At 68.7% G+C, this 23813-nt stretch carries 25 protein-coding genes; 10 read left to right on the top strand and 15 right to left on the bottom strand.

Annotated elements, in window-relative coordinates; translation table 11 throughout:
* Genes M6D93_RS00300 through M6D93_RS00285 form a run of 4 tightly spaced genes read right to left on the bottom strand, consistent with a single transcriptional unit; the run spans window position 1 to window position 3941 of the window.
* Complete coding sequence (locus M6D93_RS00300) at window positions 1-732, bottom strand: ABC transporter ATP-binding protein (protein WP_249771981.1); 732 nt, start codon at window positions 730-732, stop codon at window positions 1-3.
* The gene (locus M6D93_RS00295; RefSeq protein WP_249771979.1) at window positions 732-1796 is read right to left on the bottom strand and encodes a branched-chain amino acid ABC transporter permease; all 1065 of its coding nucleotides are present in this window, start codon (window positions 1794-1796) and stop codon (window positions 732-734) included. The genes M6D93_RS00300 and M6D93_RS00295 overlap by 1 nt, the downstream gene beginning before the upstream one ends.
* Window positions 1793-2671, bottom strand: a complete 879-nt coding sequence (locus tag M6D93_RS00290; RefSeq protein ID WP_249771977.1) for a branched-chain amino acid ABC transporter permease — start codon at window positions 2669-2671, stop codon at window positions 1793-1795. The genes M6D93_RS00295 and M6D93_RS00290 overlap by 4 nt, the downstream gene beginning before the upstream one ends.
* Before the next feature lie 4 nt (window positions 2672-2675).
* Window positions 2676-3941 carry an amino acid ABC transporter substrate-binding protein gene (locus M6D93_RS00285; RefSeq protein WP_249771975.1) on the bottom strand — a complete coding sequence of 422 codons (1266 nt, stop codon included), beginning with the start codon at window positions 3939-3941 and terminating at the stop codon, window positions 2676-2678.
* A 243-nt stretch (window positions 3942-4184) separates the two neighbouring features.
* Between M6D93_RS00285 and M6D93_RS00280 the strand changes: the two genes are divergently transcribed.
* The 3 genes from M6D93_RS00280 (at window position 4185) to M6D93_RS00270 (ending at window position 7499) form a co-directional block, all read left to right on the top strand.
* Complete coding sequence (locus M6D93_RS00280) at window positions 4185-5207, top strand: LacI family DNA-binding transcriptional regulator (protein ID WP_249771973.1); 1023 nt, start codon at window positions 4185-4187, stop codon at window positions 5205-5207.
* Window positions 5208-5312: 105 nt separating this feature from the next.
* Window positions 5313-6425, top strand: coding sequence for a carboxylate-amine ligase (locus M6D93_RS00275; RefSeq protein ID WP_249771971.1), 1113 nt, complete (start codon window positions 5313-5315; stop codon window positions 6423-6425).
* 96 nt (window positions 6426-6521) lie between these two features.
* Window positions 6522-7499, top strand: coding sequence for a YihY/virulence factor BrkB family protein (locus tag M6D93_RS00270; RefSeq protein ID WP_249771969.1), 978 nt, complete (start codon window positions 6522-6524; stop codon window positions 7497-7499).
* A gap of 27 nt (window positions 7500-7526) precedes the next feature.
* Here M6D93_RS00270 and M6D93_RS00265 read toward each other — a convergent pair whose 3' ends face one another.
* Window positions 7527-9209, bottom strand: coding sequence for a SpoIIE family protein phosphatase (locus M6D93_RS00265; RefSeq protein WP_249771967.1), 1683 nt, complete (start codon window positions 9207-9209; stop codon window positions 7527-7529).
* 13 nt (window positions 9210-9222) lie between these two features.
* Window positions 9223-10065, bottom strand: coding sequence for an alpha/beta fold hydrolase (locus M6D93_RS00260; RefSeq protein WP_249771965.1), 843 nt, complete (start codon window positions 10063-10065; stop codon window positions 9223-9225).
* A 193-nt stretch (window positions 10066-10258) separates the two neighbouring features.
* Here M6D93_RS00260 and M6D93_RS00255 point away from each other — a divergent pair, with 193 nt between their 5' ends.
* The 3 genes from M6D93_RS00255 to M6D93_RS00245 all read left to right on the top strand — a co-directional run bounded on the left by M6D93_RS00255 (window position 10259) and on the right by M6D93_RS00245 (window position 12471).
* Window positions 10259-11011, top strand: a complete 753-nt coding sequence (locus tag M6D93_RS00255) for an alpha/beta hydrolase (RefSeq protein WP_249771963.1) — start codon at window positions 10259-10261, stop codon at window positions 11009-11011.
* 86 nt (window positions 11012-11097) lie between these two features.
* Window positions 11098-11337, top strand: a complete 240-nt coding sequence (locus M6D93_RS00250) for a hypothetical protein (RefSeq protein WP_249771961.1) — start codon at window positions 11098-11100, stop codon at window positions 11335-11337.
* Window positions 11338-11457: 120 nt separating this feature from the next.
* Window positions 11458-12471, top strand: coding sequence for a LacI family DNA-binding transcriptional regulator (locus M6D93_RS00245; protein WP_249771959.1), 1014 nt, complete (start codon window positions 11458-11460; stop codon window positions 12469-12471).
* Here the strand turns inward: M6D93_RS00245 and M6D93_RS00240 are convergent.
* Both M6D93_RS00240 and M6D93_RS00235 read right to left on the bottom strand, forming a co-directional pair.
* Window positions 12468-14009: a DUF2142 domain-containing protein gene (locus M6D93_RS00240; protein ID WP_249771957.1), complete on the bottom strand. Its 1542-nt coding sequence runs from the start codon at window positions 14007-14009 to the stop codon at window positions 12468-12470. The genes M6D93_RS00245 and M6D93_RS00240 overlap by 4 nt on opposite strands.
* A gap of 91 nt (window positions 14010-14100) precedes the next feature.
* A complete protein-coding gene (locus tag M6D93_RS00235; RefSeq protein ID WP_249771955.1) occupies window positions 14101-15018 on the bottom strand; it encodes a DMT family transporter in 918 nt (305 codons plus the stop codon).
* A gap of 190 nt (window positions 15019-15208) precedes the next feature.
* Between M6D93_RS00235 and M6D93_RS00230 the strand changes: the two genes are divergently transcribed.
* Genes M6D93_RS00230 through M6D93_RS00220 form a run of 3 tightly spaced genes read left to right on the top strand, consistent with a single transcriptional unit; the run spans window position 15209 to window position 17596 of the window.
* Complete coding sequence (locus M6D93_RS00230) at window positions 15209-16351, top strand: glycosyltransferase family 4 protein (RefSeq protein WP_249771953.1); 1143 nt, start codon at window positions 15209-15211, stop codon at window positions 16349-16351.
* A complete protein-coding gene (locus M6D93_RS00225; RefSeq protein WP_249771951.1) occupies window positions 16348-17148 on the top strand; it encodes a PIG-L deacetylase family protein in 801 nt (266 codons plus the stop codon). Before M6D93_RS00230 ends, M6D93_RS00225 begins: the two co-directional genes overlap by 4 nt.
* A gap of 31 nt (window positions 17149-17179) precedes the next feature.
* A complete protein-coding gene (locus M6D93_RS00220; RefSeq protein ID WP_249771949.1) occupies window positions 17180-17596 on the top strand; it encodes a VOC family protein in 417 nt (138 codons plus the stop codon).
* Between the two features lie 16 nt (window positions 17597-17612).
* Here the strand turns inward: M6D93_RS00220 and M6D93_RS00215 are convergent, their stop codons facing one another.
* From M6D93_RS00215 to M6D93_RS00195, 5 genes are all read right to left on the bottom strand, one after another.
* Complete coding sequence (locus M6D93_RS00215; protein ID WP_249771947.1) at window positions 17613-18335, bottom strand: GAF and ANTAR domain-containing protein; 723 nt, start codon at window positions 18333-18335, stop codon at window positions 17613-17615.
* Window positions 18336-18374: 39 nt separating this feature from the next.
* Window positions 18375-18578, bottom strand: coding sequence for a hypothetical protein (locus M6D93_RS00210; RefSeq protein WP_249771945.1), 204 nt, complete (start codon window positions 18576-18578; stop codon window positions 18375-18377).
* A gap of 118 nt (window positions 18579-18696) precedes the next feature.
* Window positions 18697-18891: a hypothetical protein gene (locus tag M6D93_RS00205; protein ID WP_249771943.1), complete on the bottom strand. Its 195-nt coding sequence runs from the start codon at window positions 18889-18891 to the stop codon at window positions 18697-18699.
* Window positions 18892-19045: 154 nt separating this feature from the next.
* Window positions 19046-19828, bottom strand: coding sequence for a mechanosensitive ion channel family protein (locus tag M6D93_RS00200; protein WP_249771941.1), 783 nt, complete (start codon window positions 19826-19828; stop codon window positions 19046-19048).
* A 420-nt stretch (window positions 19829-20248) separates the two neighbouring features.
* Window positions 20249-20488 (bottom strand): hypothetical protein, encoded by a 240-nt coding sequence (locus tag M6D93_RS00195; protein ID WP_249771939.1) that lies wholly within the window; start codon window positions 20486-20488, stop codon window positions 20249-20251.
* A gap of 33 nt (window positions 20489-20521) precedes the next feature.
* On the opposite strand from M6D93_RS00195, the gene M6D93_RS00190 reads away from it, so the two are divergent.
* Window positions 20522-20956, top strand: coding sequence for an RNA polymerase sigma factor (locus tag M6D93_RS00190; RefSeq protein ID WP_249771937.1), 435 nt, complete (start codon window positions 20522-20524; stop codon window positions 20954-20956).
* Window positions 20957-21092: 136 nt separating this feature from the next.
* On the opposite strand, the gene M6D93_RS00185 is transcribed toward M6D93_RS00190, so the two are convergent.
* On the bottom strand, window positions 21093-21824 hold the full coding sequence (locus M6D93_RS00185) for a GAF and ANTAR domain-containing protein (RefSeq protein ID WP_249771935.1): 732 nt from the start codon (window positions 21822-21824) through the stop codon (window positions 21093-21095).
* A gap of 178 nt (window positions 21825-22002) precedes the next feature.
* Window positions 22003-23679 (bottom strand): alkaline phosphatase family protein, encoded by a 1677-nt coding sequence (locus M6D93_RS00180; protein ID WP_430667250.1) that lies wholly within the window; start codon window positions 23677-23679, stop codon window positions 22003-22005.
* Between the last annotated feature and the right edge of the window lie 134 nt (window positions 23680-23813).

Here is a 23813-nt window from a genome sequence, read left to right as displayed (position 1 = left end):
TCAACTCCCCAGGTAGGCGTCGAGGACGAGCGGATTGGTCTGAACCTGACTCGGGGGTCCGACGAAGATCTCCCGGCCCTGGTCCAGCACGATGACCGGATCGCAGAGCCGCATCACGAAGTTCATGTCGTGCTCGACGATCAGGAAGGTGATTCCAGCGGCGTGACGCTCGCGGATGTGGTGCTCCATCGTCTCGATCATGACGGGGTTGACCCCGGCCGTTGGTTCGTCGAGCAGGATGAGGCTGGGCGAACTCATCAGCACGGCGGCGAACTCCAGCAACTTGCGCTGGCCGTAGGACAGTTCCGAGGCGAACAGGTCGGCCACATGGCCCATCCGGAACTCCTCGAGCAGGCTGCCCACGCGTTCGCGGTCGGCCCGGCTCATCCGCCTGCCGAACAGCTGTTGCCAGGAATACCCCGCCGCGACCGTGAGGTTCTCCTGCACGGTGAGCTGCGGGAAGATCCGCGCCTGCTGGAAGGTGCGCGACAGCCCGCGCCGGTACAACCGTCCCGAACTCGAACCGGTGATGTCGCGTCCCTGGAAGCGGACCTGGCCCTGGTCGGGCGGCAGGTATCCGGTGATCAGGTTGAACAGCGTGGTCTTGCCCGAGCCGTTGGGTCCGATCAGGGCGGTGATGGTGTTGGGCTGCACCTCGAACGAGGCCGAATCCACCGCGTGCACCGACCCGAAGCTCTTGGCGAGGCCGTCGACCTCGAGCAACGCGGTCATCAGGCGTGTCCCTTCACGGTCGAGGCCGGTGTTCGGCCGGCGTGGCCTCTGGCCTCCTTGGGTTGGTTGAGCGAGTCGCTGCCCGGGGCATCGACCGCCGCCCGTCGCCGTCGCCGTCTCAGGCCGTCCTGGATCGAGGGCACGATGCCCCGCGGGAGGAGCAGCATGACGAGCAGGAAGACCATGGCGTACGCGATCAGGTAGAACTGGCTGCCGCCGAGCGAGTACGCCAGCGTCTGCTGCGCCGTCTCGAGGATGAACGCTCCGAGCACCGGACCCCACAGGGTGGCGCGGCCGCCGAGGAAGGTCATCAGCACGATCGCGATGGTGACCAGCGGATCGACGGCGAACTGGGGGTAGATGAAGCCTTCGTAGTAGGCCCAGATCCCGCCGACCATCGCGGTGAGACCGACGCTGATCGAGAACGACAGCACCTTCACCCCGAAGGTCCGCACGCCGATGCCGCGCGCCTTGTCCTCATCGGCTCGGACGGCGGCCAGCGCCAGCCCGAACTTGCTGCGCATCGTTGCGAAGCTGATGACCATCGACGCCGCAAGCAGGATGAGCAGCACGTAGTAGAAGGGCCGCTCGTAGGTGCGTGCGGAGAACGGCGCCACCGCGATGGCCAGACCCTGCGCGCCATGGGTGAGCGAGCGCAGGTTGAACGCCAGCGTCTGCGTGACGAAGAGCAGGGTGATCGTGACGATCGCGAACACGTCCGATCGGGTGCGCATCGCGATGAAGGCCACGGGCAGTCCGATGAGCGCCGCGACCACGCCGATCAGTGGAAGCAGGATGAACGGTTCGTATCCGCTGGTGATGCTGTGGTGCTGGAACCACAGAGCGGTCGAGTACGCGCCGATGCCGAAGAAGGCCGCGTGCCCCAGCGACGGGTAGCCGGCGAAGCCGCCGACCAGGTTCCAGGAGCTGGACATGACCGCGTACATCAGGGTGAAGACCGCGATGTTCAGTACCCAATGCGCAAGATTGAACGAGGGCAGGCTGGCCAGGATGGCGAAGAACGCCACGCCGCGAACGGGGCTGAGCCAGGACGTCGACCTCATATTGCTCCTCGTGCGGTGGTGCCGAACAATCCCTGCGGGCGAATGAGCAGAACCAGCAGCAGGATGACGAAGAACGTCATCTCCGACCAGCTGGGCGAGATCGTGGAGGCGACGATCGCCGACGACGTCGACACGATCAGCGCTCCCACGACCGCGCCGCCGATGCTGCCGAGACCGCCGAGCAGGACGATCGACAGCAACCGCGAGATCAGGTCGTAGTGGCTACCGGAGTTGAACGGGTACAGCAGGCCGTACACCGAGCCGGCCGCGGCGGCTGTCGCGGCACCGAGGCCGAAGCCGAGCGCGGACACCCGGCTCGACTCGACGCCGAGCAGCCGGGCCGATTCCGGATTCTGGACCGTGGCCCGAATGGCGCGGCCGAAACGGGTGCGGTTCAGCAGCAGGTACAGAACCCCGAGCGCTGCGATCGACAACAGGAAGGCCCACAGTCGAACCAGGGTGATCTGGTAGCCGAAGACCGTCCAGCTGCTGTTTGCGTAGCTGGTGTTCGTGCTGCGGACGGTGGTCTTCCAGGTCACGCTCATGATGCCTTCGAGCAGCAACGCGACGGCGAAGGTGACCAGCAGGCTGAGCTCGGACCGGTCCTCCCGGCGCAACGGCCGGAGGAAGAACACCTCGACCGCGACGCCGATGACGAACATCGCCACCGTGGTGATCGGGATCGAGAGCAGGGGATCGATCCCGAACGAGGTGAACAGCTGGTAGGACAGGTACGCGCCCAGGATGACCATCGCGCCCTGGGCGAGGTTGACCACCTTCATGATGCCGAAGATCAGGGTTTGACCCGACGCCATAAGGGCGTAGACGCCGGCCGTCAGGACGCCGAGGATGATGCCTTGGATCAGTGCATGCATCGGATCAGCCGCCCCAGTTGGGCTTGGGGAAGACCGGGCTGGCCTGGGCCACGCCGGACGGGAACACCGGAAGCAACTTGCCGGACTGCCACTGGACGAGGCTGTACTCGCCGGTCGGCGCCCCATCCGAACCCCAGGCCAGGTCGCCCAGGATGGTCGGCCAGCTTCCCGAGTGCAACGAGCTGATGATGGTGGCGTTGTCGATCTTGCCGGTCTTGGTGGCGACCGCCTCGAGCAACTGTCCGGCCGCGTAGGCCTCGGCGCTGTTGTCGTCCACCGTCTGGGCGCTGCCGCCGAACTTCGCGATGTAGGCGGCGGTGAAGGCATCACTGCCGGAGGCCTTGGAGCCGGGGTACCAGTCCGCGGAGGACATGATGCCCGTCGTGTTGGCCGCGCCGACCTTGTTCGGGTATTCCAGCGGCGAGTTCGCCCCGTTGGACTGGAACATGAACTTGGGGTTGTACTTCAGCTGCACGAGGCTCTTGACCTGGGCGTAGGCGTCCTCGCTCTGGGTGCCACCGATGATCACGTCGGGCTTCTTGGCGGCGATCGCGGCCATCACGGGCGAGAGGTCCTGCGTCTCGGACGGGTAGACCTGCTTGTAGACGGTCTGGATCCCGGCCGCTTCGAACTTCGCGCGGATGTTCTCGGCGATGGGGGCCGAGAACGGGTCGTCCAGTTCGGCGTAAGCGGCGGTCTTGGGCCGGTCCGCCGCGCTCAGCGACAGGATGTAGTTGGCGAAGACGTCACCGGACTGGGTCGTGGGCGCGGGCTGGACGAAGAAGAAGTTGTTCAGCTTCTGCTTGAACACATCGGGTCCGCCGCCGGCCGGCGCGAGGAAGGCGTAGCCGTATCGCTTGGCGACCTGGGAGGCCGGGATGGTGAGCAAGGTGGAGAAGGGCCCGAAGGTGAGGTCGACGTGATCCTTGTTGATCAGGTTCTGGTAGTTGGTCACGACCTGGGTGGGGCTCGATGCGTCGTCGACGATCTTGATCGTGACCTTGCGCCCGAGGATGCCTCCCTTGGCGTTGACCGTGTCGGCCCACAGCTGGTAGCCGCGTTGCACGCCCTTGCCGGAGTCGGAGAAGTCACCGGTGAGCGAGACCGACGCTCCGATCACCAGGGGCGCCTTGCTGGCGCCCCCGTTGCTGGCCGTCGTGGACGGCCCGTTGCCGCCTGCCTTGGACGCGCACCCGGTGGCCAGGACGATCACCGCCAGGGCGGCGGTGGCGACGGTGGTTCCGGTCCGCAAACGATTGCGATACTGCACGGCGTGTACCCCTTTGTGCTCGCGATGGATGCTGGTGGGTTCTTACAACGTGATCGTCGACTGCGCGGCGACATGACAATCAGCCGCGAACCACAATCGATTGCGGTCGAGCATGTCTGTGTTAACTGCCCGTGTCAAGGGTTCACGCCGGATTACCGACGGAAGTCTTAACCAGCGGCGGGGATTCCGCAAAGGATTGCGATAACGGCCGCCAGAGCCGGCGCCGACCGTTAGGGTGTGCGCATGTCGAGGGTCCGGTTGGTGGAGGTGGCGCGCGAGGCGGGAGTGCATCCGGCGACGGCGAGCCGGGCGCTCAACCCCAACGCCCGCGGCGAGGTCAACCAGCGCACCGTACAGCGGGTGATGAGGGCGGCCGAGCGGCTCGGCTACGTCCCCAACACGCTGGCACGGGGCCTGCGTACCTCCCGGTCGTTCGTCGCGGCACTGGTCATCCCCGACATCACCAACAGTCTCTTCCCGCCCATCGTCCGCGGGGCCGAACAGGTGCTCAGCGGGGCGGGTTTCACGCTGGTCCTCACCGACACCAACAACGATCTGGAGATGGAACGCGGCCAGGTCGCCTCGATGCGCGCGCACGGGGTCGACGGATTCATCGTGGCCACGGCCCGCTGGCAGGACCCGGTGGTGGACGAGCTGGTGTCGGCCGGCATTCCGACGGTGCTGGTGAACCGGCGCTGCCGGGAGGCCTCCCTGCCTTTCGTCGGCAGCGACGACCAGCGTGGGGTCCGGCTGTGCGTCGAGCACCTGGCCGCTCTCGGCCACCGCGAGATCGTCCACCTCGCCGGTCCGGCGGACACCTCGACCGGCCGGGAGCGCGCCGTGGCCTTCCGTGCGGCGCTGCGCGAGCACCGCATCCCCGTTCGTTCCTCGGTCATCGAGTGCGCCGCCTACTCCGAAGCGGCCGGAGTGGAGGCGGCACAGCGGCTGCTCGCTGGGGGCCGCCCGTTCTCGGCCATCGTGGCGGCCAATGACCTGCTCGCGCTGGGGGCGATGGCCACGCTCGGCGAGGCCGGACTGCGCTGCCCGCAGGACTATTCGCTCACCGGCTTCAACGACCTGCCCTTCATGCGCAAGCTGACCCCCGCCCTGACCACCGTCGCCGTGCCGTTGACCGAGATGGGTGCCGCAGCCGCCCGCACCTTGCTGGAGTGGATCGCGACCTCGGGGGAGGCGGCGCGTCCGGCCCAGAGCCTGCTCCCCGTCGAACTCGTCGTGCGTGCGACCACCGGACCGGCCCCGGCCTAGCCGCTGGGTAAGGTTGGCTCCGCTGAACCCCAGCGTCGCCCGCGATGGTGAGGTGGTTCAGCCGGTGCCCGCTCGACGATCACATTCGGACGTGGGGCCCTCGCGGTGAGCCCGGCCGGAGTCATCGGCGCGAGCTTCGGGGTCGAGGAAGAGTTCCACCTGGTCGACCCGGAGTCGTTCGCACTGGTCCGGGCGCCGGCTTTGTCCGCGCGAGCCCTGGACGGCGGCGCCGGCCCGCACGTCCAACCCGAGATGCTGACGAGCCAGATCGAAGTCGCCACCGACGTCTGCGCCTCGCTCGCCGAACTTCGGGCCGCTCTCGTCTCCGGCCGGCGCGAGGCGGAGCAGGCGGCATCGTGGGCAGGCGCCACCATTCTCGCGACCAGCAGCCACCCGTTCGCCTCGCTGAGCGACATCCAGTTGATGGACCGCCCGCGGTACGGCGCGCTGGTCGAACGCTTCGGCTCGCTCGTCACCCAGTTCAACCTCTGCGGATGTCACGTCCACGTCGGCGTGCCCGACCTCGACACCGCGGTCGCCATCATGACCCGGGCCCGGCCGTACCTTCCGGTGCTGGGTGCCCTGACCGGCAGCTCGCCGTTCCACGAAGGCCGCGACACCGGTTACGACAGCTTCCGGTTGGCGTGGTTGGCCCTCTGGCCCCAGGGCGGGCCCCCGGCGGTCCTCGGGTCAGCTCAGGAGTACACGCGCGCCGTGGACGAGCTCGTGGCGAGCGGACTCATCGAGGACGCTGGAGCGTTGCTCTGGGACATCAGGCCGTCCTCGCGCTACCCCACCCTGGAGTTCCGCGTGGCCGACGTCTGTACCGACGTCGAGGACGCCGTGTTGTTCGCCGGACTCGTCCGCTCGCTGGTGCGCACGCTCGGCGCGCGAACCCTCGACCAACCGCTGTCGCTGTCCGACAGCCTGCTTCGGGCCGCCCGGTGGCGGGCCGCGCGCTTCGGCCTGACCGACAGCCTGTGGAGTCCCCGGCAGGCGAAGCTGGTCGGCGCGCACGACGCGATCGAGGACCTGCTCCAGGAGCTGCGCCCCGATCTGGAGGAGCACGAGGAGTACGAGGAGCTGGCGCAGTTGCTCAAACGCTTGCTGCTGAAAGGGACTTCGGGCGATGCCCAGCGGCGCAGCAGGCGGCGGGGCAGCCTCGTCGGCGTCGTACGCGACGCGGTCGCCCTCACAGCCGGACGAAGCCAGGAATGAGCAGACCGACGAACCGGCCGCGCCGAGCCCGACCCACGCGGGGTGGCACGCTGAAGACCGGACCCACCGCAGCACATCGAGACCGGGAGTAGTCGCATGGGCGCAGTCGAGCGGCTCGATTCCTTCCAGCGCCGTCATCCCGCGGCCGGTTTTCCCCTTGCCGTCGTGTACAAGTACGTCGACGACAGCGGTGGGTATCTGGCCGCACTCATCACGTACTACGCGTTCGTGTCGCTGTTCCCGCTGCTCCTGCTGTTGGCCACCGTCCTCGGCATCGTCCTTGCCGGTGACCCGGCCCTGCAGCACAGAGTGCTGAACTCGGCGCTGGCACAGTTCCCCGTCGTCGGTTCGCAGCTCGGCCAGCCCCGCAAGCTCAGCGGTGGAACGGCCGGTCTGGTCATCGGGATCCTGGGCTCGGTCTACGGTGGCCTCGGAGTGGCCCAGGCCACCCAGTACGCGATGAACACCGCGTGGGGAGTGCCCCGCAACCGCAGACCGAACCCGTTCAAGGCACGCGGACGCAGCCTGTTGCTGTTGGCGACCGCCGGTGTCGCTGTCATCGCGACGACACTGCTGTCCGCGCTGGGCGCCAGCAACGCGGGGTCGCTGAGCGGCGCGGTGAAGGTGCTGGTCTTCCTCGGCTCCATCGTCGTCAACGCGGCCGTGTTCGTCTTCGCCTTCAGAGTCGCCGCGTCCCGGGCGCTGACCGTGCGCGAGGTTGCTCCGGGCGCACTCATCGCCGCCGTCTCGTGGCAGCTCCTGCAGACCTTCGGCGTGCTCTACGTCGCGCACGTCGTCCACGGCGCCTCGGCGACCAACGGGGTCTTCGCGCTGGTCCTCGGACTGCTCGCGTTCCTCTACGTCACCTCCGTCATCGTCGTCCTCTGCATCGAGATCAACGTGGTCCGCGTCAATGGCCTCTCGCCCCGCTCGTTGCTCACTCCGTTCACCGACAACGTGCAGCTGACCTCCGGCGACCGGCGCGCCTACGGCGACCAGGCGAGGGCGGAGCAGGCCAAGGGCTTCGAGAGCATCGACGTCGACTTCGACCAGCCCGTGACGAACAAGGAGTGAGGCCCAGCCGGCCGCCGCGGGTACGGGTTAGGAGGTCATGACCGGACGTAGGGCGAGCAGCGCGACGTCGTCGGCGTTGTCCGGTGACCGGCCGAGCAGCGTCTCCAGCACCGTGTCTCCCAGCTGTTCCAGGGGGAGGCCGGCGCAGTCGCGCAGGGTCCGGGCGAGCTTGGACAGGCTCTCGTCGATGTCCTCGTCGCGGCGCTCGATGAGCCCGTCGGTGTAGAGCAGCAGGGTGTCGCCGACGTCCAGCGCCGCGACATGATCGCTGCGGGCGACGTGGCGGCCGAGTCCGAGCAACGGTTCCGGCCGGGCGGCCAGTAGTTCGGTGGTGCCGCCAGCGGTGAGGGTGACCGGCGGCGGGTGTCCGGCGTTGGACCAGGTCAGCCTTCGGCGGCCCTCGCCCGGCCGGACCGACACCACCGTGCAGGTGGCCAGAGTCGTGAGCCCGAGCCCCAGCGCCGCCTCGTCCGCTCGGCTCAGCAGTTCCGCCGGGGTTGCGCCGGTGGTGTAGGCCAGCGTGCGGATGATCGAACGCAGCTGTCCCATCGCCGCCGCGGCGTCGCTGCCGTGACCGATCACGTCGCCGATGACGAGCAGGTGCTCGCCGTTGCTGCGCGCGACACTGTCGTACCAGTCACCGCCGACCTGGGCGTGCTGCGCGGCGGGCCGGTACCGGGCCACGATGTCCAGACCCGGAACGGGCATGGCCGGGGTCAGCAACGCGCGTTGCAGCGCCACCGAGGTCTCCTGCTCACGCTGCTTGAGCTGCAGCGCGTTGACGGCTCCGCCGATGCGCGCGCCCAGGTCCGTCGCCGCCGCCAGGTCACCGTCGTCGAAGGGATCGCCGTCCTCGCCCCGCACCGCGCACAGTGCGCCCAGACAGAGGTTGTTCGACATCAGCTGCGTCCAGATGGCTGAGCGCACCCCGACCGATCGCAGCCGCTCGCCCACGGCGGGATCATCCGCGGCCCGGCTCAGCCGCTCCTCGGTGATCGGCGCGACCAGCTGGGGTCGGCCCGTGGTCAGCAGCGCGTGCAAGGCCGAGGACGAGCTCACCTGGGACGGGAAGTCCGATGCCAGCTGCGCAACCTCGATGGTTCGCGCGGCATCCCGGTGGCGCGCCATCGCCAACCGAAGGCTGTGCGGAGCCGAGGTCGGATGCGCCTGGCAGAGATAGATCATCGTCCAGTCGCACCACCGCGCGACGAGCTCACCGGCCACGGCGGACACCGCGGACTCGACGGTGGGACTCGAGGACAAGGTCGAGGACGCCTCGGCCAACAACTGGAGCCGCGCCTGTAGCCGCAGGCTCTCTGCGGTGGCCTCTTCGGCCGTGAGTCGGGCGTGCAGCAGGTCCCGCTCGTAGCGGATGCGATCGGTGGCCGCGACCATGGCAACGTGGGTGCGTCCGGGGTCGTCCGGGCTCTGGCGCGCATTCAGCAGCACCGGCATCCGGGACCCGTCCGCCCCGGCCAGCTCGACGGCCAGTTCGCTCACCTGACCTTCGAGCAGCAGCAACGGGGTGAAGTGGGTTTCCAGGTAGATGCGGCCGCCGACCGTGAACAGCGAACTGAGGGGACGTCCGACCAGGGCCGCGGCTGGATACCCGGTCCACCGCGCGGCCAGTGCGTTGGCCTGGGTGACGTGGCGGTTCGGATCCAGAACGAGCAGTGCGCACGCCGCGTCGTCCCATTCGGTGATGGTCATCGCCTCAGCCCGCTCAGCGGGCGGGGCTGGGCCGTCGGGCGGGTTCCGTGGTCGAGTCGAGGTAGGCCCGGATCGTTCGCGCGGTCTCGGCGGGCGCACTCAGGTTCGGGCAGTGGCCGGTCGCGGCCAGCTGGACCAACGTGCTGCCCGGAATGTGGTCGTGGACATAGTTGCCCACGACCTCGGGAGCGATCGGATCGTCGCGGCACTGCAGGATCAGCGTCGGCAGCTGGACCTCGGCCAGGTCGGCCCGGTTGTCGGACAGGAACGTCAGGCGCGCGAAGGCGTCGGCGACTTCCGGTGAGACCCGGCAGAAACTGGCGCTGAGTTCGGCCCCCAGCTCGGGCCGGTCGGGATTACCCATGATCACCGGCGCCATGTCCAAGGACCAGCCCATGTAGTTGCTGTCGAGCGTCTCCAGCAGCTCATCGATGTCCGCGGCGCTGAAGCCGCCGCGGTACCCGGTCGCCGGGTCGTCGACATAGCGCGGGGACGGACCGACGAGAACGAGTTGGCCAAATCGTTCGGGGTGTCTGACCGAGGCCAGAATCCCGATGGTCGCGGCTACGGAATGGCCCACCAGAACAACGTCGTAGAGGTCCAGCTCGGTGAGGATCTCGACGAGGTCGTCGGCGTAGGCGCCCAGATCCGGATACCGGTCCCGTGACCAGGCCGAGACGTCGGACCCGCCGAAGCCGACATGGTCGAAGGTGACCACCAGGTGATCCGGCTCGAATTCGGGCACTACGTAGCGCCACATCGACTGATCGCAGCCGAAGCCGTGCGCGAATACCATCGGCCGCCCCCCGGGCGTGCCGGACACGACGACCTTGTTTCTCACCAGAACCGAGGCCATCGCCACACCATAATGGACGCCCGGTCCGTTGAGGTTGCCCGTGTTGCTCGCTCCGGTCCGTTGAGGTTGCCCGTGTTGCTCGCTGCGGTCCGTTGAGGTTGCCCGTGTTGCTCACGCCCTGGCCTCCTGGCCGACCCGGTGACCTACCGTGGGCAGGGCCGTCCGCGCCAGTGGCGGGGACCGGAATGAGGACGTGGATGAAGCAGTTGCCCGCCGCACGAAGCAGTCGGATCACCGAGCCCGCGCTGAGCATCGGTCTCACGTGGTGCTGACCCCGCGTCTCGTCGACGTCCGCCTACCCAAGGGCGGCCGGCGCCCCCGCGGCGCGGTGATCGTCCTGCACGGCGGAGCGAGCCGGCAAGGCAGCGTCATGGTCTCGCCCACCCAACTGTCGGTGTTACGGATGATCCCGATCGCCAAGCGGATTTCCCGCGCCGGACACGGCGAACTGGCGGTCTTCCGGCTGCTCAACTCCAGCCGTGGCTGGGACGCCCACCACACGCCGGTCGACGACGCGCACTGGGCGCTGCGGCAGATCGCCGATCGGTTCGGTCTGGGCGTGCCGGTGTGCCTCGTGGGCCATTCGCTGGGTGGCCGCGCGGCGTTGCTGGCCGCCGATCACCACACAGTCGTCGGCGCGGTCGCCCTGGCCCCTTGGGTCTATTCCACCGACGGTCCCGATCTCACCGGACGGTCGGTCCTGATCGTGCACGGCTCGCAGGACCGGATCGCGAGTCCGGTGCGCTCGTGGCAGGTTGCCCGCAACATCTCCCGGCATACCCACGTCGGCTATCTCCGGGTGGACGGTGGCAAGCATGCGATGCTCAGCCGGCATCGCGTCTTCGACTCCGCCGCGGCGCAGTTCTGTGCCGCGACCCTGCTCGGTGAACAGATGGACGGGCCGGTGGCCCAGGCTCTGGTGAGTAAGGAGCCGGTCGTGGTGTGAGTCGAGCGGGGCCGGATAGGGTTGGCCCGGTTCGTACCGTCGCCCTCAACGCACAGGGCAGGCACCCGGATCGAAGGGTGGACATCATGGACGCATTCGACAAGGCCAAGGACAAGGTTGAGCACGTCGTCGACGAGGTCAAGGACCGCATCGGCCACCACCGCGAGGACGTCGGGACGGGCGGCCACAGCGAAACCGACCAGGACGGGCGCCACGGCGGGGACGAGTCCGTTCCACAGACTCCCGGTGCGGGTGCGGCCTTCGGTGCGGGTGCCGCCGACGCCATCGCCGGCGACGAACATCGTCCCGAACCCGAGGGAATCTGACCGACCCGGTCCCGACCCCTCGGCCGAGCAACCAGGGTGCCGTCCCGGACGATCGACGATCGACGACCGACGATCGACGACCGAGCCGGGGCCGGGGCACGCCTGGGCGATACTGACCGGATGAGACAGCGGCCGCCTGCGATGACCGACGTGGCCGCGCTCGCGGGCGTCTCGCACCAGACGGTCTCCCGGGTGCTCAACGCGCATCCCAACGTCAGCGAGGACACCCGGGCCCGGGTTCGCGCGGCGATCGCGGAACTGGGCTATCGGCCCAACCGGGCCGCGAAGGCGCTGGTCACCGGCCGCAGTCACCTCATCGGAGTGGTCACCCAGACGACCACTCTGTACGGACCCGCGTCCTTGCTCGTCGCCTTCGAGAATGCGGCAGCGCTGGCCGGGATGAACGTCACCCTGGCGAGCGTCCCGACCATGACGCGGCAGGCCCTGGTCACCGCGGTGAACCGTCAACTCGACCAGGGTGTCGCGGGCATCGTCGTGATCGCTCCGGTCGCCTCGGCTCAGCCGGCCATCGACGGCATTCCCGACGACGTCCCCTATGTCGTGGTGGACGGCGATCCCGACCTGCGGACCGACCTCGTGACCATCGATCAGGTCGAGGGGGCACGGCTGGCCACTCGACATCTGCTCGACGCCGGCCACGCAACGGTGTGGCACGTGTCGGGTCCGCCGGGCTGGTTCGACAGCGCGGGCCGCCTCGAGGGATGGCGCAGCACGTTGCAGGCCGCCGGCTGCGAGGTCCCTCCGGCGATCCCGGCCGACTGGACCGCTGCTGCGGGATTCCGGGCGGGACGGACCCTCGCGCGGATGAGCGAGGTGACCGCGGTCTTCGCCGCGAACGATCATCTGGCGCTGGGATTGCTGCGCGCGTTCCACGAAGACGGCCGTTCCGTACCGGTGGACATCTCCGTGGTCGGCTTCGACGACGTAGCGGAGGCGGCGTACTTCACCCCACCGCTGACCAGCGTGCGGCCAGACTTTCTGCAGGCCGCGAACCGCACTTTGGGCCTGCTGCTGGAACGGATGGCTACGCCCGACCGGCCGGCGGAGCGTGCGGTGATCGCACCCGAACTCGTCGTCCGCGCCAGCGTGGGCCCGCCCCGCTCGAGGCGCTAACCCGCGGTCTTCACCAGCTGATCACCCGGGCCCGCCTGGACGAACCCGGTGACGACACCAAGGGCAGCGGCCGCGCTCGCGGCGAGGGTGGCCACCACGACGATGGCCAGCCACGGATACCAGCCAAGCGGCGGCTGCCACTTCTCGTGCAGGACGAACAGCAGCGAACCGTGGATGCCCACGGCGTAGCGGCGTGCGTTGCCGTACCACGCAAGCAGGTTGAGGGCGAGGGCACCGACGGTCACGACCGCGGGGATGGTCATCCTCATCATGGTCGGCAGCCGCCCAAGGTTGCGCCGGGCGAGCTCGCCCGCGACGAGGGGGATCAGGACCGCGATCGGCAGAATGTGCCGTCCTTGCACGGCATAACCGGTTCCCGTGATGAGGGCCGAAGCGAGTGTCACCGTGACGGCGAGGACGAGCAGGATCGTGGCGGTCAGGACGAGGCGCTGGCGTCCGGAGGCGACCGAAAGCGCGATGACGACCAACGCCACGACCCCCCACTGCCAAGTGTCGACGAGGACGTGGGGGAGGCCGACGTCCAACCACCCGAAGCGCCCGACCAGCTGCTCGGCCAGCGATGGGAGCACGTGGGCCTGTCCGGGCAGGTGGCGCACGATGGCGGCCGACGTCGCCCCCAGGTGGGATCCGTAGCGCGCCTCCCAGACGCGGTTCAGTACGACGGCGCCGAACACCGCCGAGGCCGTCACGGCGATCGCCGCGCGGTTGTCGCGGGCGAAGGAGTGGCTGCCGCGTCCGGTGGTCAGCGCCGCGACGACGGCGAGGTCGAGGACGACCCAGACCGGTCCCGGGGTCCGGCTCAGGGCCAGCGCCACCCCGGCGGCGCCGGAGGCCCACCACATCCAGGCCGGCGGATGGCCGAAGCGCGCGAGCGCCAGCAGCCCGGCCGGCCAGGCCAGGGCGGTCGCGATCTCCAGCCCGCTCGGGTTGAGGCTTGCGGAGGTGAACAGCACCATCGGGGTCACGGCCGCGCTCGGACCGACCAGCGACCACGCCTCGCCGGTCCAGCTGAGCGCGACCGTGAGTACGAGGAAGACGGCACAGGTGGCGGCGGCGACCAGCCGCGCCGACAGCAGGGCCGCGAACGCCGTGTGGACGTGGCTCATCGCCAACGCGGGGGCGAGGTAGGGCATCGGCTGGTAGTTGCCGACCGGCGTCCGCAGCAGCTGAACCGAGCCCGACGGCCGGGCCGAGGCCAGGCAGCTGGCGGCGTGGGCCAGCCCGTGGATCTCACACGTCCAGCCCGAGGTCACCATTCCCCGCGGGACCGAGACCACGGTGGTCGCTTGGTTCAGCCAGTGCAGCATGGTCTCCGAGGACACGTGCGCCTGCCGCACCGTCAGGTATGGCTTCGGCGTGTCTCGCAGGTGTCCCTGCGCGACGCCGATGGCGCGCAGGTAATGGGCACCCTCGTCCGGCGAGGCGAACGGCGGGTTCGTGACCGACCAGCACAGCAGGTAGGCGACGTAGAACAACGCCACCGCCACCGGCAGAGCCCACACCCGTAGTCGACGCACGATCACAGTCTCGCTATACCGGGCGCTCAGCGCAGTGCCAGCGAGCCAACACCGCGACAATGCACAGCCGGCTCCCGGGCAGCACCGAGGTTCAGCCGCCGGTCGTGCGTGCGGCCACGGCGCCGGAGTCGGGTGCGTCCTGGCGGCTCTCCAGCCGCGCCAGGTTGACGACCGCCAGGGTCAGCAGCACGACGAGGACGGCCAGGGCAGCGCCGGTCCACGGTCCTCTTCGCAGGTGCTCGTCGAAGATGAGGACTCCGATGACCACGCTGACCAGGGGATCGACGGCCACGATGCTGGGCTGGCTGGCCGACAGCGGACCAGCCTGGTACGCCAACTGGCACAGGAACAGTCCGAGGGCGCCGACGACGATGACCGTGGGTAGCTGCCAGCTCGTGAGCAACGTGCCCAGCCCCCGCGAGAGGCGGTCCGAGCAGGCCTTGAGCAGGGCGGCATCGCTGGCGTAGATGATCCCCACCGCGATGCCCAGCGCGGCCGCACCCGTTGCGGCCGGCCGCACGCGCCGGGCGAGCAGCACGGCGCCCACCGCGACGACGGTGCCGGCCAGCGCGGCCAGCGCGGCCGGCAACCGGTCCACGCCCTCTTTCACGTCCGAGGTCGGCGCCGCGGCCGCGACGTAGAGGAACCCGCCCAGCGTGAGGACCAGCAGCAGGGCCCACCCCAGTTCGGCGTGGTCGATACGACGGTGGTGCAGGTTGCGGATGATCAGGGTGAAGAGCAACCCGCTGACCAGCAGCAGCTGGACCACGGCGAGCGCGCCCCGGTGCAGCGCGACGATCTGCAGGACGAGACCGATCAGGTCAGCCGCGATTCCGGCGAGCCAGAGCGGGTGATTCACCGTGGCGAGGACGAAACCGCCCAGGTTTTTCGGGGACATCGAATGCAGCGCGGGCCCGGTGGCGGCGCTGTTGTGTTTGAGATTGGTGGAGATCGCGAAAGCCAGGGCACTGAGCAGGCTGAGCGCGATGACCAATCCGCTGTTGCTCATCGGGTCCGATTCCGGGTCGGGCGACGTCGTGGTCCGGCGGCGCGGCCCGGTCGGTTCCTCGGCCGAGCGTCTACGGCACGGTAGCCAGTCGCGAATGTGAGCAACGTGTGGGGGTGGTCCCGTAGGCTTGGGGGGTGAACTCCCCGGCCGCCACATCGTTGTCACACCGACCGGCCCTCATCGTTTCCTCATGAGGATTGCCCATGTCACCGACTGCTACCTCCCCCGTCTGGGCGGTATCGAGCGACAGGTGCACGGTCTGGCGACGGCTCAGCAGGCCCAGGGACACGACGTCGAGGTGATCACCTCGGTCCCGGCGGGCCTGGCCGGCGACCAGGACAGCTTCCCCGTCCACCGTCCCGCGTCGCGGCGCCTGTCCGAATCGGGGATCGCTCCGATCCGCTACGGCAGCTCGTGGTCGGGAACGCGGACCGTGCGACGTGGCCGCTACGACGTGGTCCACGTCCACGCCTCGACCTTCTCTCCGCTGCCCTACCTGACCGCTCGTGCTGTTGCCGGCCGAGTGCCGGTCGCCCTCACCCTGCACTCGATGTGGGCGTGGGCCGCTCCGATCTTCCGCGGCGCCGACTGGGTATTGGGCTGGCGCGACTGGCCGATCGCCTGGTCGGCGGTGAGCCGGATCGCCGCCGAAGAGCTGTCGTCCGAGTTGCTCGGACGTTCGGTGGCGGTGCTGCCCAACGCGGTCGACACCGTCCAGTGGGCGCCGCCGGCTGAATCGCCGCGCCCGCCGTCCCGGGTACGGATCGCCACCACGATGCGCCTGGCCGCCCGCAAACGACCGCTGGAACTGCTGCAGATGATGCGCGCGGTCCGAGCCGGCGTCCCCGACTCCATCCGGATCGACCTCGACATCATCGGCGACGGCCCGCTGGCCCCGCAGCTGCGCCACTTCCTTGCCGTGAACGGTATGACGGGCTGGGTGCACCTGCTCGGGCAGCTGCCCGCGGAGGAGATCCTGGCTCGCTATGCCGATACCGACGTCTACCTCTCGCCGGCCACGCTCGAGTCCTTCGGTATCGCCGCACTCGAGGCCCGCAGCGCCGGGCTGCCGGTGGTCGCGTTCGCTTCGACGGGCACGGCCGATTTCGTCCGCGACGGGCACGAGGGCCTGCTCGCGCGCGACGACGGCGGCATGGTCGAGGCGATCCGTCGGCTGGTCATCTCGCCGGACCTGCGTCACCGCCTCACCGCCCACAATCGATCGGTCCGTCCGGTGCAGACATGGCCGTTGATCACCGCCGCGGCCGAGCAGTTGTACGAATCGGCCGACACCACCCTGAGACGCAACGCGCTGGTGGCCGCCCTGCGATGAGCCTGACCATGGTCTGCTTCCACGCCCATCCCGACGACGAGGCGCTGCTGACCGGTGGCACTGTCGCGATGGCCGTCGCGGCCGGGCATCGCGTGGTGCTGGTGATGGCCACCAACGGCGAGCAGGGTCTGGCCGAGCCAGGGGTGGCCAGCGCGCCCGATGCCCCCGCCCTGGGTGCTCGGCGACGAACTGAACTGCAGGCCTCCGCGGCGCTGCTGGGTTGCCATCGGGTCGTCGAACTCGGCTACCCCGACTCGGGAATGCACGCCGAACACGGGGGATTCTCCACCGTCCCGGTCGAGGACATCGCGCGCCGGCTGGCCGATATCCTCACAGCCGAGGCCGCTGACGTGCTGACCACCTACGACGCCCGCGGCGGCTACGGTCACCCCGACCACCTCCAGGTTCACCGGGCCGGGGTTCTGGCCGCCCACCTCGCGGGAACTCCGACCGTGGCCGAGGCGACCGTGGACCGCAGCCGGCTGGTCCGTGCCGCGCGCTGGCTGGAGCGCTTGCGCATCATGCCCGGAACGGTGTCGGCCGATCGGCTGGCGCGTTCCTACGCCGACCCGGCCGAGATCACCGACCGCGTCGACGTCCGCCGATTCGCCCGGGCGAAGCGGGCAGCCATGCGTGCGCACGTGAGTCAGGCCGGCGGCGGCGACAACGTGCGGACGCTGGCGCTGCTCGGACGGTTGCCCCTGCCCCTGTTCCGGCTGGTCTGCGGAACGGAATGGTTCATCGTGAGTGGCAGCCCGGCGATCTTACGATCCGGCCAACAACCGCTCGACGGCTAGTTCCGAACGTACGCATGGGCATGATGAAGCCATGCCTATTCCCACCCGCGCCTTCGCCCACGTCCGTCTGACCGTCACCGACATCGAGCGGTCCCGCGCCTTCTACGAGGATGTCTTCGGCCTGCCAGTGGCCTTCGAGCTGCCGCCCAACGCCGACGCCGAAACCCGGCAGCAGCTGTCGTTCCTCTACGGCGGCGTCATCTACCAGCTCGGCGACTCGCTGCTCGGCCTGCGGCCGGTCGGACAGGACGAGTTCGCCGAGAACCGGACCGGGCTGGACCACGTCAGTTTCGCGCTGTCCTCGCGGACCGAACTGGATGAGGCGGCCCAGAGTCTGGATGAGCGCGGCATCGAGCACGGCGGCGTGAAGGACATCGGCGCCGGGTACATCCTCGAGTTCCGCGATCCCGACAACATCGCACTGGAACTGTTCAGCCCCAAGAGCTGAACCCGGGCTTACTCCGTCAGAGGTCGAGCTTGCCCTGTTCGTAGACCTCGTTGGCGACATCGACGAGCCTGCGGCGGTGATGCTGACTCGCCAGGCGCAGCAGGTCGAAGGCCTCGTCGGAGGTGATCTTGTGCACGGCCATGAGAATCCCCACGGCGGTGCCGATGCGCCGATTGTTGTCCAGCGAGGCCCGCAGGATGTGGCTGGCGTCCTGCGCGCGGGCCTTGGACAGGGCGATGGCGCAGTGGGTGGCGAGCCGGTCGAGAACGTCCAGGTCGTAGTCGGCAAAGGCCGACGGTTGGCGCGAGTACAGATTCAGCGCGGCGTTGCTGGGCTCGTCCTCCAGGAAGAGCCGGTGGGACAGCATGCTGACCACCGAGGTTTCCCGCGAGGCTCGCGGTCCGAAGAGTGGCCAGCGCGGATCGGTGGCCAGATCGTTCGAGCGCAGCACGTGCCCGTATTCGATCGAATGCACGCAGGGGCCCTCGCCGGTCTCGTACTGCAGCTTGTCTACCTGCAGCGGAAGGTCCCCGGTGGCCGCGATCGTCCGGAAGCCGCCCTCGACCTGCAGCGTGACCGCGGCGTCCTCGGTTCCGTCGATCGTGGCGACTGCGTGCGTGACGATCGCGGCGAGCGTTTCTTCGACACTCGGGTGGGAGGCCAGCTCGCGTGCCAGCTCGGTGAAGTCACGGCTGACCTGAACGAGCCGATCGGTGCGCACCGGTTCCAGGTCCGACATGGGTAACCCCCTAGGTCGAAGAGTACGCGGGAGACCGTCCTAACGGCCTTGCCGACGCCGTCGCGACCGCGAGCTCAGGCCGGCGAGGAAGTTCTCCGCCTTCCGAAGGGTCGTGGTCGTGGCCGACGTCGGATTCCTGCGGGCCGAGCGAGCGCCCAGAGCCCGCAGCACGGCGCGCAGCAGGGGAATCGCGACGGCCAGGGCCAGCCAGGTTCGCAGCCGGCGGGAAAGAAAGACCCACATGTGTTGTCCTCACTTGGTTCGTGGCCCGTGTGCGACGAGCGCGCGCATTCCTGGTTTGGTGGCCTGCTTTGGGGACCGGCGAAGGGCACCCGGGTTGAGGGTGCCCTTCGCGCGGCCGTCAGAGCAACTTGCCGAGTCCGCCGATCACACCCGGCAGGTCGTTGGTGTCGATGCCGAACCTGGACAGCAGATTCTGGTGCTCGCTGTTGTCGGTGTCCACGCTCTGCGGCAGCTCGTTGCCCGCTTGCGCGGCTTCGTCGTGCTTGCCCTGGCTCTTGAGCAACTGCAGGATCTGGTCCTTGTCGATGTTCATCTACGTTCCACCTTCGGTGTGATCTCGGCTTCGAGCTCGGTCGTGCGGGGAGGTGCAGTGGCGGGGCGTGCCCAAGCGGCGCCTCAAGGACGATGCCGGCGTTGCGCCCCGCCACTGCGTTCGTGGACCGCCTATGCGGTACCGGTCGTGCGGTCTACAGGGCGGAGCCGTAGCTCGCCGGCCGCCCGTCCGTGGAATTCAGCGTGGCCGACTTGGCCTGCTGCGCTTGGCTCTTCACGCTCGGAGCGTTGCGGGCGGCGTCGGCGATGCGAGGCTTCTCCTCGTCGTACTTCGCCGCGACCGCTTCCCAGCGCTGGGACATCGTCTTGATCCCGCCACCGCCGACGGCGATGACCAGGATGCCGACGATCGCGGCAAGCGAAGCGTAGAGAACGGCGTTGACCACGTTGGTTGCGATGTGCAACTGATCCAGTGCGGCGATCAGGCCGAACGCGAGGATCAGGCCGGACGCGGCGTTGCCCAGCACCCGGGCATAGGACAGGCCGGACAGGCTGTTCTCGATGAGAGCCTTCACCGCGGCGGCGACGGCCGAGGCGATGATGACGATGATGATGGCCACGAAGACCAGCGGCAGGTAGGCGATGACCGCGTGCAGGTAGTCGCTGATCGGGTTCTGCCCGAAGACGCCGAAGGCCGTGGAGAGCACGAACAGCATGATCGCGTAGTAGACGACCTTGGCCAGGATGTCGGAGGCGTCGTACTTGCTCGAGGCCAGGGCTTTCTTGACTCCGCCTCGTTCGACCAGGCGGTCGAAACCGACGCGGGTCAACACGGCCGAGAGGGCCTTGGTTATCGCCTTGGCGATGATCCAGCCGACGATGAGAATGACGAGGAAGACAATGAACTTCGGTATGAACGTAGCGACGTTCGACCAGGCGTTCGTGACGCCGGTGCCGTAGTCAACAGCTTCGATCATGTGGTGGTTGTCCTTTCAGACAGAGATGCCCGGTGAGCAGGGCATTGTGTGAGACCGGACGGCGCTGTTTCCAAGTACAGCTCGGACGCTGCCGAGGCCACCCGAACCGTTCGGCACGATGGCAGTGGCGGTGGCGGTGGCGGTGGCGGTGCTCGACCGTCTCACGATGTGCAGCGGTGGTTGCGCTGGCCTTTCACCGGTTAGACACCGCCCGCGGGAAATGATCGCAACGCCTTTCTCACGGCCCGGCTTCCGGAGGATCCGAGCTGTTAGAGTCGGACCCACTGGACCCGAGGCTCGGAGGCGAGCCGGAAGTTCACGTCGCGTCCGATTTGATCGGCACGACCTGATGAGTTCCTCGCGCCGTCGGTACGTCCGGCGCGGCACGATCGCCTTGACCCGACAGGCGACCAACGCATTTCAGGACACGCCCGCAACTCGTACTCGGCCGTGGCAATCCTGTCCCGCTGCCGGAGTTCGCATGACCCAGAACCACATCCGCACCGTCCAGCCGTTGGCCGCCGCCAGCCGGTCGTCCACCCGCCGGTCGTCCACGGGTGGGTCCTTTCCGCGCGGTCGGGCCCGGACGACGAGGACCAACTCGTCCAGCGTGCCGCCGCCGGAGACCTCACCGCTTTCGGTGCCCTCGCCGACCGGCACGCGAAAGCGGCCTACCGAACCGCCTTTCAGCTGGTGGGAAACCACGAGGACGCCGAGGACGTCACGCAGGATTCGTTGCTGGCCGCCTGGCGCGGGCTGAGCGGGTTCGAGGGTCGGTCCCAGTTCTCGACCTGGCTGCACCGGATCGTCACCAACCGTGCCATCAACTGCCTGCGGCAGCGGGAACGCGGACGTTCGGTGACGGTCACCGCGCAAGCCATGGCCGACGTGGCCGGTGTGAGCGCCGGAGCCGACACCGAGGCGCAGAACCGCGGGACGGCTGATGCCCTGTCGCAGGCGATGCGGTCACTGCCCGACCGCCAGCGGACCGTGGTCGACCTCCATCACGTGCACGGGTTGAGCTACGCCAGCATCGCCTCGCAAACCGGTAGCACCGTGCCAGCGGTACGCAGCCATCTGTTTCGAGCGCGTCGGGTGCTGGCCGTGCTCATGGCCGACTGGGCCTGAGGAAACAACGTCGCCGGAAGCCGGTCTGGCCGACCCGGAGTGACGTGGTTGACACTGCTGCCCACTGGCGAGCCCGGGGCGACACGGACCTGATTTCGTCGCTCTCAGAGCATGAATCCAGGTGCGGCCGACAGTATCAGTCGGTGGGCCGTCGCCGCGCCGGCGGCCAGCTCGGTGCCTCGCCGCTGTACATCACCTGGTCGGCTACCTGGCGCAGCTTGAGGTGGTTGCGCTGCGAGGCGGTACGAAGCAGGTCGAAGGCCTGCTGCTCGGTCAAATGGTGCAGGGCCATCAGCACCCCGATCGCCATGCCGATCCTGCGGTTGGACTCCAGGGCCAGTTCGAGATTGCCGATCTTGGCCGTGGACCGGGCCGAATCCAGCGCGATGCTCGCGTGGTCGGCCAGCACCCCGCCGATGTCGATGAGCTCCTCGCTGAAGAAGTTGGCCTTGCCCGAATAGAGCGCCAGCGCCCCCAGATCGGTCGATCCGAGATCGAGCGAGTAGACCACGGCCGACCGGATCGGCAGTGCGTGCCGCTTCATCTCCGCGACGTAGGCCGGCCAGCGTTGTTCGGTGTCGAGGTCGTGCATGACGACCGTTCGGCGGCTGGTCAGAGCCTCGCGCGCGATGCCCTCCTCGACGCCGGTGAGGATCGAATGCAGCGCTTCGCCGAAGAAGCTGTCGGTCGCGGCCTTGAGGACCAGCTTGCTGCCGTCGGTGATCTCCCAGATCGCGGCGACGTCACAGCCGGCAAGCTGGGTGCTCAGTTCGGCGATCCGCTGCACGGTGTGGGAGTAGTCGGACTGGCTGGCCAGTTCTCGGGCGATGCGGGCGAAGAGTTGGACGCCGTCCATCGGTTCGGACACGAGGTGCTGCTTTCGCTTAAGCGCGAGGCCTCTGGCTAGACCCGTCCAAAATTATGGCAGACGCCCAGGAACCACCGTGCGGCTGCACCAGACCGTCCCCGGGGCCGGTTGGTCGGCCTCGGGGACGGTCTGAGCGGGTTGAGCGGATGGAGTCAGTGCGTTGGGTCAGTGCGTTGGGTCAGTGCGCCGGAAGGACGCGGGTCTTGTCGACGCGTACCCCCTTCAGGTCGCTGGCCCGCAGCCCCAGCAGGGTGAGGATGGTCGGCGCGATCTGGGTGGTCGCCACGGGCTTGCTGACGCTCCGCCCGCCGTGGACACCGGCACCGGAGACCACCAGCGGGACGTTGCGGTCCTCGAAGGATGCCCCGCCGTGCTCGGCGATCTTCTTCACGCCGCCGGTGTAGACCACGCCGTGCTGCGCGATCCCGATGAGATCAGGGGCATTGGGATCGCCGGCCCTGGCGTGCACCAGCTTGTCAGCGGCCGCGCCGGTGTACACCGCCTTCAGCCCTGACGAGCCGACCGTCGCCGAGTGGGTTCCCTTCGGATCGGTCGAGATGTTCGCCGGCGCGGAGTGGGTCAGCAGATAGTGCTTGGCGAACGCCAGCGCGGCGCTGGACCGGTTGGACAGCCACAGCAGCATCCCGTCGTCATCGACGGAGAAGCTGACCAACGCCGCCGCGCCGGGGTGGCTGGAGGCCCAGCCGGCGTTGATCGCGTCGATGATGGCGCCGTCGTCGACCCGCCGCAGGGAGGCAAGGTCCTCCGGTGACTGGCCGTGCTTGGCGGACAGGATGACGGTCGTGGACGAGGCCAGGTGCGCGGCGCGGATCGTGTGCTCGAAGAGAGCGACCTGGGCGTTGATGTAGTCCAGGGCGCTGGACAGCAACGGTCCGGGCTTGCCGTTGGGCAGGTAACCGCCGGCCACGCCGTTGGAGACCGGCAGCTTCTCGGCCGTCGAGACGGTCTGGAAGTTCATCCCGAAGATCGCCGGCGTGCCGACGTGCTTGGTCCCGGAGTGGTCGAAGCCCTTGATCTCGTTGACGACCGCGGCGACCTTGGTGCTGTCGTAGACCTTGGTGAGCGCGTTGTTCGTCGTCCAGTCGTCACCGGCCGAATCGGCCACCGAGTTGATCTCCGGTGTGAACAGATCCTGGATTCCGGTGCCGGAGGGCCCGTTGAGGATCTCGTAGGCGGGGTGCTTGTCCGACCAGGCCGTGCGCAGGCCGGCGGCCCGGACCACGTTAAAGACCGTGTTCACCTTCAGGTACTGGTGTGGGTAGATCGGCAGGCAGGTGGACGGGTTGACCGGCAACGCCGCCGGATCGAGCAGGGTCTGCGGCGTGGGGGTCAGCTTGAGGATGGCCTTGGTGATGGCGGCGCTGCTGTCGAGGGTCTGCTGCAGGGTGTTCGTCGGCAGCGCGGTCAGCGCCGGGTCGGTCAGCTTCTGGCCGGCGTCGAGGGTGATCGGGTTCTGGGACCGGTCGGCGGCCTCCGTCCACGCGACCTCGGTACCGCGCTTGGCCGTGCTGCAGTCGAGGGTGCCCGGCGGCAGGAGCGCGTGGTTGTACGTGTCGTCGTAGTACACGCCGGCCGTGCCCGCGTCGGCACCGGTGAGCTGGGCGATCATGCCGGGGAACGAGTCCGAGGGGAAGGTCGTCTTGGCCTTCGTGTAGCTGGTTCCCGAGGCGACGAGGGTGGCCAGGGCCGAGTGTGGATGCTTGCCGATGTAGTAGGCCAGATCGCTCTGATGCAGCCCGTCCACCGACAGCAGCAGCACGTGCTTGCTGGCCGCGTGGGCCGAGCCGGTGGTCGAACCGTGGCTGCCCGTGACATGCGGGGCGGCAGCGGCCATGCCGCCGACACCAGCCAGGGTCGAGGCCAGCACGGCGGCAGTCACGCCGACACCGCCGACGAGTGTGCGTTTCATGTCGCTCCTTCGACGCAGCGCGGTCGGCTGCGTTTCCGACCCTGTCTATTCGCCCGCGG

It is taken from the genome of Jatrophihabitans telluris (assembly GCF_023516435.1).
Taxonomy (GTDB): domain Bacteria; phylum Actinomycetota; class Actinomycetes; order Mycobacteriales; family Jatrophihabitantaceae; genus Jatrophihabitans_A; species Jatrophihabitans_A telluris.
This window is presented reverse-complemented; position numbering and strand designations above follow the sequence as displayed.